A 9,259-nucleotide genomic window follows, 5' to 3' on the forward strand; every position below is an offset into this window, starting at 1 on the left:
ACCCCCTCCCCCCCCCCCCCCCCCCCCCCCCCCCCCCCCCCCCCCCCCCCCCCCCCCTCCCCCCCCCCCCCCCCCCCCCCCCCCCCCCCCCCCCCCCCCCCCCCCCCGCGGCGTGGTACCGCTTGTGGGTCAGGCGCCCAGGTGGTGACCCTTCACCCACTCCTTCTCGCCGTCGGTGACGCAGTTCGAGGTGTAGGTGGGGCCGGTGTACCCGGGACGGCTCTGGGGCACCGCGGCGAGCGTGGAGCAGTTCGACGAGGAGGCCGCGTGACCGCCGGAGAAGTAGTCGATGTCGACCCCGTCGTTGGCCAGGGCGGCACCGGCCCCGCCCAGCAGGATGCCGGCGGCCAGGACGGAGGCGGTGACAGCAGAACGAATACGCATGACTCCCCTAAAGATGTCTGGAACGGCGCGCCGGTCGATGTGCGCGTCGGCCGGTCCAACCGCTCGGGGGTGCCGCCGGGAACGGTGGTTCACTCCAATGCCCGCCGCAGTATCGTTTCGGCATGTCGCGCCCCCTTCGCACTCCCCCGGGAGCCACCATGCGCCCCGTGCGGTCCGGGCGCGGCTGGCGGGCGTGGCTAGCGGGCGCGGCTAGCGGGCGCCGAGTGCGGCGAGTCTCTGGGCGAAGGGCACGACCTGGAAGCCGTCCGCCGGATCCACCGAGGTGATGGCCCCGGTTGAGGAGCGGGGTGCGATCGCCGCGGCGGTGTCGAGGTCCACGGCGGTGTCCGCGGCGGCGGGCGGCGCGTGGTCCCCGACGGTGTCGCGGGCGGTGTCGGGGGCCGGGTCGGGGGTGGCGCGGTGGGGGGTGGGTGTCATGAAGCGTGCCAGTTCCGCGCCCGCCCGGGCGGTCCGCTGCGCCAGGCCCTGCTGGCCCCAGTCGGGCGAGGCCGCGTACACGGCGGTCGGCAGGACGAGCGCGCGCAGGTGGGTGAAGAGCGGGCGCAGGGCGTGTTCGGTGACCAGGGAGTGCCGGGCGGTGCCGCCGGTCGCGCCGATGAGGACCGGTTTGCCGGTCAGGGCGTCCTGGTCGAGGACGTCGAAGAACGACTTGAACAGGCCGCTGTAGGAGGCGGCGAAGACCGGTGTGACGGCGATCAGGCCGTCCGCGGCGGCGAGGGCGTCGAGCGCGGCGGCCAGGCGGGCGGGCGGGAACCCGGTGACCAGGTGCTGGGCGATCTCGGTGGCCAGGTCCCGCAGCTCGATCACCTCGGGTTCGACGTCGGTGTCGGTGTGCCGCAGGGTGGCGGCCGTGAGCCGGTCGGCGAGCAGCCGCGTGGAGGAGGGCGAGCTCAGCCCGGCCGATACGACGATGAGTTTCATGCCTGTGCGCTCTCCTTCGGGGTCGTGCGGGCGGCTGCCACGCGGGCGGGGTGGGTGGGGGCGTCGGGCACGCCGGCGGGGCGCAGGCTCGCGAACTCCTTGCGCAGGACCGGTACGACCTCTTCGCCGAGGAGGTCGAGCTGTTCCAGGACGGTCTTCAGGGGCAGGCCCGCGTGGTCCATCAGGAAGAGCTGGCGCTGGTAGTCGCCGGCGTAGTCGCGGAAGGACAGGGTCCGTTCGATGACCTGCTGGGGGGAGCCGACGGTGAGGGGGGTCTGGGCGGTGAACTCCTCCAGGGACGGGCCGTGGCCGTAGACCGGGGCGTTGTCGAAGTAGGGGCGGAACTCGCGTACCGCGTCCTGGGAGTTGCGGCGCATGAAGACCTGGCCGCCGAGGCCGACGATGGCCTGCTCGGGGGTGCCGTGTCCGTAGTGGGCGTAGCGCTGCCGGTAGAGGTCGACCATCTGGCGGGTGTGGGAGGCGGGCCAGAAGATGTTGTTGTGGAAGAAGCCGTCGCCGTAGTAGGCGGCCTGTTCGGCGATCTCCGGTGAGCGGATGGAGCCGTGCCACACGAAGGGGGCGACGCCGTCCAGCGGGCGGGGGGTGGAGGTGAAGGACTGCAGCGGGGTGCGGAACTTGCCGTTCCAGGTGACGGTGTCCTCGTCCCACAGGCGGCGCAGCAGGGCGTAGTTCTCGACGGCGAGGTCGATGCCGTCGCGGATGTCCTTGCCGAACCAGGGGTAGACCGGGCCGGTGTTGCCGCGGCCCATCATCACATCGACGCGGCCGTCCGCGACGTGCTGGAGCATCGCGAAGTCCTCGGCGATCTTCACCGGGTCGTTCGTGGTGATCAGTGTCGTCGAGGTGGACAGGATGAGGTTCTCGGTGCGTGCGGCGATGTAGCCGAGCATCGTGGTGGGTGAGGAGGGGACGAACGGCGGGTTGTGGTGCTCGCCGGTGGCGAAGACGTCGAGGCCGACCTCCTCGGCCTTCTGCGCGATGGCGAGCATCGCTTTGATGCGTTCGTGCTCGCCGGGCACGCGTCCGGTCGTCGGATCGGCGGTGACGTCACCGACGGTGAAGATTCCGAACTGCATGACTCCCCTTCCCAGGGTTGTTGATTACTCAACCATACGGGGGAACGGGGAGCCGGTCCGGGCTATTCCCGGCGGGAGGGCCGGGGAGACGGCGGCCGCGAGGCGGCTGAGGCAGGCCCTTGTGCCCCTCGCGGATGCCCTCGCGGGCCCGGGGCCGGTCCTTCGATCCGGCCCCGGCGACGCACTCGCCGCCGCCGTGCTCGAAGGCGGTCAGGGCCTCCTTCCACAACCCCCGGGCGTTCTCGCTCGGGGGCGGGCCGGGCTGGCCCGCCTTGGCCACCTCGGTGAGCAGGTCCTGGCAGGCGGGCCCGTAGGCGTCCGGCGGGCGCCCGTAGACCTCGTTGACGCGGCCCGGGGTGTCGCAGAGCCCTTTGACCCGCTCCCCGCCTTTCGAGGACCACCAGTCCGCCGGCTCCTCCCCGGGCCGGTACCGCACCCGGCGAGCAGCACCACCGCGGCGCCGGGACCCGCCCCGCCCTGCCGCCCTGCCCGCTCCGCCCGGCCGGACACGCGGCGGGGCAGGGCGGGGCGGGCGGGGTGGGTGGGGTGGGGGTGGGTCAGCTCTGGCAGAGGCCTCGGGTGTAGTCGTGGGTCGCGGTGGCCTGGGAGTAGCGCCACTGCGGGTCCAGGAGGTCGCTCCCCAGCTGTGCGGCCGCGGCCGGGCTCTCGATGACGTACCCGAAGTCCTGGAGCCAGGACGGGTAGAGGTTCTTGGAGCCGATGTAGAAGGCCGCTCCGTCGACCGCGACCAGCTTGTGGTGCTGGGCGTAGGGCTTGCCGTCCGCCCAGGTCGGCTGGTCGGAGGCGCGGAAGGTGGCCAGTTGGAGGTTTTGGCACATCGCGGTGCGGGCCCGGCCGTCGTCACCGGTCAGGGCGGTCAGGCGTCCGCGCAGGGCGTCGGCGACCTCGGAGAGCGACTTGATCTGCGAGTAGCCGCCGCTGCCGATGGTGCCGCGGTTGGCCGGGTCGCTGACCACGATGCGGACCTTCACCCCGGAGGCGAGCTTCGCGGCGAGGGCGTCGTAGAGGCGTATGTCGTAGCGGGGCAGCGGCGGGCAGGTGGCGTGCACGTCCTGCTGGGAGATCTCGATGTGGGAGGTGGCGCTGGAGACCAGGGCGCGCAGGGCGCTCTCCTCGGGGTTGACGGTGTCGTAGTCCCGGTCGGCGTTGGTGTTGTCGTGCACCCCGATCCCGCACCTGGTGTCGCCGGCGGTGGGCAGGAGCGGGCGGAAGGAGGAGGTGGGGTCGCTCTGGCGGATGCCCACGCCCAGGCCGCCGACGGCGAGCGCGGGTACCTCTGCGCCGCCCGCCGGGGAGGCGGGCCGGGGCAGGGAGGGCATGCAGTCCGCGCCGGCGGAGGCGGCGAACCAGACCGAGGCCCAGCTGTTCTTGTTGCGGCAGGTCCACTCCCACAGGGTGTCCAGGTAGCGGCCCGCGGAGCCGGCGGCGGGCCCCGACAGCGCGAGGTCGACGTCGCTGACCGGGTGGGTGGTCTCCAGGTAGTCGTCCTTCCAGCTGTTGATGCCGCCGGTGATCACCGAGGTGCCGTCCACGACGACCAGCTTGGAGTGGTTCCAGGAGAACGCGGTCTTCGAGGTGGTCATCGAGGCCACGTTGAGGGTGATGTTGGCGGCGGCGGCCGGGCCCAGCTTCGCGATCAGCTCGTCGCGGTAGGAGGAGGGGATCACCGTGGAGTGGTAGAGGGGGGCCGCGCCGACCAGGATGCGCACCTTGAGCCGGTTGCCCTGGTGCGCGGACTCCTTAAGGCCCGCGACGATCGCCTCCTGGTAGCCGCCGTCGGGGAACGGCGCCAGCGTGGAGATGTCCACCGTCTGGCGGGCGGCGGCGATGTCCTGGCGCGTCTTGTCCAGGAGACGGCGCGATCCGGGCCGCTGCGCGCAGGTGGCGTCGCCCCAGCAGCCGGGGGTCTGCAGCAGCCAGTCGGCGCCGCCGGGGGCGGAGGAGCCGAGCCGGTTTCCGGAGGTGCGCTCCCACACCGAGCCCTCAAGGCCCGGCGAGACCTGACGCAGGCTCTGCTCGACCGCGTCCAGGTGCGGGGTGGGCGCGCCCGCGGCGAACGCGGGGGCGGGGAGGGCGAGGAGGCAGAAGCCGAGGGCGAGGGCCGAGGTGCGAACGAGGGCCGTCGTAGGGACGGTGCGTGCCAATGTGGTTCCTTGACTGGGGGGTGGCTCCGGCCGGGAGCATGGTCGGCCACGCCTCCGACCTTGATCAACTCGCGTAAGTTACCAGCACGTAGCCCTGTGTTCACCCGCCCCGGGCGACTTCCGGCCACCAGGGCCCCGGGTTCCTTCGGACGCGTCGGCGCCGCGCGGGCGGAGGCGTCCGGGTGCTGCGCGGGCGCGTCCGGGTGCCGTTCGGGCGCGTCCGGGGGTGCCCGGGTGCTGTCCGGGCGCGTCCGGGGGTGCCCGGGTGCTGTCCGGGGACGCCCGGGTGCCGTTCGGGCGCGTCCGGGGGTGCCCGGGTGCTGTCCGGGGACGCCCGGGTGCTGTCCGGGGACGCGGGCGACGAGGCCGCGGGCCGGGAACTCCCCCGGCCCGCAATGTCCCTGAGGCGGACGAGGCTCTCACGGCTGAGCCGGTGGCGGGGCGCGGAGCCCGGTCCGCTGTGTCCGTGAGGCGGGCCGGGCCGTTGCGGGTGAGCCAGTGGCGGGGCCAGCGCCCGACCCGCAATGTCCCTGCGGCGGACAAAGCTCTCACGGGTGAGCCAGTGGCGGGGCGCGGAGCCCGGTCCACTGTGTCCCTGAGGCGGGCCGGGCCGTTGCGGGTGAGCCCGTGGCGGGGCGCACGCCCGACCCGCAATGTCCCTGCGGCGGGCGAGGGTCTGACGGGTGAGCCGGTGGCGGGGCGCGGTGCCCGGTCCGCTGCGGCGGGGGGTGCAAGTGCCGGCGGCTCGGTGACGTCGGGCTCGGCCTCCGGCGTCGGCGTCGGCGTCGGCGTCGGCGTCGGCGTCGGCGGGATGGTCGGGCGTGGCGCGGTCACCCGCCGTCGCCGCTCGTCCGGATGGTGGTTACCGGGGAGCGCCGTGGGCGGGTCGGGCGCCGGCTGATCTCCTCCCCGGCCTCGCGTGCGAGGGCCCGAAGGACCCTCTCCCGGCCTCGGCGTGGTCGCCCAACGCCGCCCCGGCTGTCGGGGAGGAGCCGGCGGGGGCGGGCTTCGCCTCCGTGCGAAGGACCCGCCCGTTCGGTCGAGGATGACGGCGCCGACGGACCAGACCTCGCCAGGTGCGGATCGGGTACCTCGACGCCGTCGTCAACGGTGAACGGCCGGTGACCCTCGGCCATGCCCGACAGCGCACGCCGGGCAGCCGCAGCGCAGGGGCCGCGGGGCCGCGAGGCGCGGTTCATGGCGCACGGCGACGCGAAGGCGACGGTGGGGACGTAGGAGTTGACCCCCCTGGCTATGCGGCTCATGCCGGACATCAGGCGGGCTGTACGGGACGGAGGCGATTCATTCCTTTTGGGGGTGCGGGGTGGCCCGCGGGCCGCAATTCCGCCCGGCTGGCGCGGTGTTCAGGCCGAACGCGTTCCGGGCGGCCTTCCCCAGGCGGGGGTGCCCGGGCAGCCGTGGCCGGGCCGAGGGTGTCCGGACGGGGGTGGCCGGACGGCCGTGGCCGGACGGCCGTGGCCGGGCCGAGGGCGCCCGGGCGGGGGTGTCAGGCGGCCGTGCCGGGCGGGTGCCGTGCCCGGGTGGCCGTGGCCGGGCGGGGGTGTTCAGACGGCCGTGCCCGGGCCGGCGGCCGTGGCCGGACGGGGGGTGTTCAGGCGGCCGTGGCGGGGTGGGGGTGTTCAGGCGGGGGTGTTCCAGGCGGTCGTGAGTCCGTCGAGCCATGCGGGCGGCAGGGCGGCGGCGTCCCATTCCTCGCGCAGTTCCCGTGGGGTGGTCAGGAGCCGCTCCAGCACGGCGATGCTCGTGACGGAGTGCAGGAGCGAGTAGCGGCCGTGCACGGTGATGGCGCTGCCCGGTCCGTACGCGGCGAACAGGCGCTCCAGGCGGTCCCGGTGGGTTGCGGCGAACGCGGTCAGCCGCCCGGTGTAGCCGGCCCGCTGGCGGGGGCTCATGGTGGCGAGGACGGCGGCGAGGACCTCGTCGGTCACTTCCGGGTCCAGTTCCGAGACGTGGGTGAGGGACAGGTACAGGGGGGAGACCGCCACCCGTGCCCGTTCCACTTCCATCCGCCCGGCCCGGCGCCGTTCCCCCCCAGGGCCGCTCTGCCCGTCCGCTCCCACGACGTCGGTCAGGGTGCGTTCGGTGACGGCGCCGAGGTCGTCCAGGAGGTGGGCGGCGCCGTCGAGCCAGCCCGAGGCGTAGTCCTGGCCCTTGTCCCCGGGTGCGGTGCGGGCGCCGCTCAGTTCCGCGTGCGCGAGGGCCAGGGCGCCGGCCTCCAGGAGCCCGATCAGTTGCCGTGCGTCGCCGGAGGGGACTCCCGTGCGCGCGAGAAGCTGCAGCAGCGTCGTCCTCGCGTTGTCGACACTGACCTCGTCCGGCCACTGCCGTCCCTCGTCGGCCGCGCTCATCGGGTCCTCCTCATCGCTCGGGTGGTGCGGTGGGTGCAACGCATCGCTCCCTTCGATGATCCAACGTCCGGCGCCCGGGCTGTGCTCCCCGGCGGCGCCGCCACCCTTTCACCTCTCCCGCCCCGGCGGGTACCGGCTTTCCGTTGGCCGCGGCGGCCGCTGCGGGCGGGGCGGGCGGGGCGGGCGGGCGCAGGCCGAGCAGGACGGTCGGGGCGAGGAGGGCGAACCGGAGGCGCGCCGGGGCGGGGCGCGGGAAGGGAGCATCGGAACCGCGGGCCGGCGCGCCGGGGCGGGCCGCGGGAAGGGGGTAGCGAAACCGAGGCGCCGGGGCGCGGGAACGGGTAATTGGTGCCGGGGATCGGGGCGGCCGGGGATCGGGGTGCGGCGTGCCGGGGTACGGGGCGGCCGGGGTACGGGTGCCGGGGATCGGGGCGGCCGGGGTACGGGTGCCGGGGTACGGGGCGGCCGGGGATCGGGGTGCGGCGTGCGGCGTGCGGCGTGCGGCGTGCGGCGTGCGGGGGATGGAGTGCCGGGGACGGGGGTGCGGGAGCCGGGGTGTGGGAGCTGCCGGGGGTATGCGGTCGGGGGCATCTGTCGGCCGGTGAGGTGGCGCGGAACGCCCGGTGAGGTGGTGCGGGGCGGCCGGTGGGTGGTGCGGGGCGGTGCGTAGGGGTGGTGGGGTGGTGTCGGTGCCTTTCCGTACGCTGGCTGCATGCGTATGCGTATGCGTCCCACGCTGAGCTGGACCCCGTCCGGGGAGCTGCGGCCCGGCACCACGGATCCGGGTCCGGTCGCCGATGCGCTGCGGGCCGGCGGTGTGCTGGTGCTGAGCGGGGCGGGCCTGTCCACGGAGTCGGGGATCCCCGACTACCGGGGTGAGGGCGGGAGTCTGAGCCGGCACACCCCGATGACCTACCAGGAGTTCACCGCCAGTGAACGGGCCCGGCGCCGGTACTGGGCGCGCAGTCACCTGGGCTGGCGGACCTTCGGCCGGGCCAGGCCCAATGCCGGGCACCGGGCCGTGGCGGCGTTCGAACGGCACGGCCTGCTCTCGGGAGTGATCACCCAGAACGTCGACGGTCTGCACCAGGCGGCCGGCAGCCAGGACGTGGTGGAGCTGCACGGCGGCCTGGACCGGGTCGTCTGTCTTTCCTGCGGGGTGTTCGCCTCGCGCCGTGAACTCGCCCGGCGGCTCCAGGACGCCAACGCGGGCTTCGCGCCGATGGCCGCCCGGCTGAACCCGGACGGTGACGCCGACCTCACCGACGAGCAGGTCGGGGAGTTTCGTGTGGTGGCCTGCTCGCGGTGCGGCGGCATCCTCAAACCCGACGTGGTGTTCTTCGGCGAGGCCGTTCCCCCGCGGCGGGTCGAGCAGTGCCGTGAACTGGTCGCCCAAGCGGCCTCGCTGCTGGTCCTGGGGTCCTCGCTGACGGTCATGTCCGGCCTGCGGTTCGTCCGTCAGGCAGCCCAGGCGGGCACACCCGTACTGATCGTCAACCGGGACGCGACCCGCGGCGACACACACGCCGTCACCCGCGTCGCACTCCCCCTGGGAACCACCCTCACCACCCTGGCCGAACAACTGCACATCCCCCTCGGCGAGGCCCAACCGAACACCTGAAAACCACCCCCACACCCGCCCCCACCGCAACCCCGGGGCAACCGGCCCAGGCCGACGTGCAACTCCCCGCCCGACTCGCCACGCCAAACCGGTACACGGCCAACGCACGGCTCGCCCCCACCGCAACCCCGAGGCAACCCGCCCAGGCCGACGTGCAACTCCCCGCCCGACTCGCCACGCCAAACCGGTACGCGACCAAGCACGGCTCGCCCCCACCGCAACCCCGGGGCAACCGGCCCAGGCCGACGTGCAACTCCCCGCCGGACTCGCCACGCCAAACCGGTACGGCCCGGGCCGGCGTGCGGCTCCCCCTTCGGGGTGCGCCCGCGCCAAACCGGTACACGGCCAACGCACGGCTCGCCCCCACCGCAACCGGCCCGGGCCGACGTGCAACTCCCCGCCGGACTCGCCCACGCCCAAAGCCGGGCGGGAGCCCGGATCGGTGTGCGGCTCCCCGGTCAGGGCCGTCCGCCCTCCACCCGGGACTGGCCAGGAAAGATGACCGGCCGGCTCCGCCCACCGGTGACGGTGAACACGCGAACGCGGCGAAGCGGAGCGGGCGGAGCACGGCGGGCGGAGCACGGCGGGCGGAGCACGGCGGGCGGAGCACGGCGGGCGGAGCACGGCGGGCGGAGCACGGCGGGCGGAGCACGGCGGGCGGAGCACGGCGGGCGGAGTACG

At 74.7% G+C, this 9,259-nt stretch carries 7 protein-coding genes; 1 reads left to right on the top strand and 6 read right to left on the bottom strand.

Annotated elements, in window-relative coordinates; genetic code table 11:
• Positions 1-129 precede the first annotated feature (129 nt).
• The 6 genes from ACZ6JT_RS32855 to ACZ6JT_RS32880 all read right to left on the bottom strand — a co-directional run bounded on the left by ACZ6JT_RS32855 (position 130) and on the right by ACZ6JT_RS32880 (position 6,957).
• Complete coding sequence (locus tag ACZ6JT_RS32855; protein WP_365482738.1) at positions 130-384, bottom strand: hypothetical protein; 255 nt, start codon at positions 382-384, stop codon at positions 130-132.
• 210 nt (positions 385-594) lie between these two features.
• The gene (locus ACZ6JT_RS32860; protein ID WP_469215492.1) at positions 595-1,326 is read right to left on the bottom strand and encodes a CE1759 family FMN reductase; all 732 of its coding nucleotides are present in this window, start codon (positions 1,324-1,326) and stop codon (positions 595-597) included.
• The gene (locus tag ACZ6JT_RS32865; protein WP_469215493.1) at positions 1,323-2,423 is read right to left on the bottom strand and encodes an LLM class flavin-dependent oxidoreductase; all 1,101 of its coding nucleotides are present in this window, start codon (positions 2,421-2,423) and stop codon (positions 1,323-1,325) included. Before ACZ6JT_RS32865 ends, ACZ6JT_RS32860 begins: the two co-directional genes overlap by 4 nt.
• Positions 2,424-2,451: 28 nt before the next feature.
• Positions 2,452-2,859 (bottom strand): hypothetical protein, encoded by a 408-nt coding sequence (locus tag ACZ6JT_RS32870; RefSeq protein ID WP_469215495.1) that lies wholly within the window; start codon positions 2,857-2,859, stop codon positions 2,452-2,454.
• A 121-nt stretch (positions 2,860-2,980) separates the two neighbouring features.
• The gene (locus tag ACZ6JT_RS32875) at positions 2,981-4,588 is read right to left on the bottom strand and encodes a phospholipase D-like domain-containing protein (RefSeq protein ID WP_469215497.1); all 1,608 of its coding nucleotides are present in this window, start codon (positions 4,586-4,588) and stop codon (positions 2,981-2,983) included.
• Positions 4,589-6,228: 1,640 nt separating this feature from the next.
• On the bottom strand, positions 6,229-6,957 hold the full coding sequence (locus tag ACZ6JT_RS32880; protein ID WP_469215499.1) for a hypothetical protein: 729 nt from the start codon (positions 6,955-6,957) through the stop codon (positions 6,229-6,231).
• A 718-nt stretch (positions 6,958-7,675) separates the two neighbouring features.
• Between ACZ6JT_RS32880 and ACZ6JT_RS32885 the strand changes: the two genes are divergently transcribed.
• Positions 7,676-8,578: an NAD-dependent protein deacetylase gene (locus tag ACZ6JT_RS32885; RefSeq protein WP_469215520.1), complete on the top strand. Its 903-nt coding sequence runs from the start codon at positions 7,676-7,678 to the stop codon at positions 8,576-8,578.
• Positions 8,579-9,259: the final 681 nt, after the last annotated feature.

This window comes from Streptomyces sp. NPDC046308 (assembly GCF_055588065.1).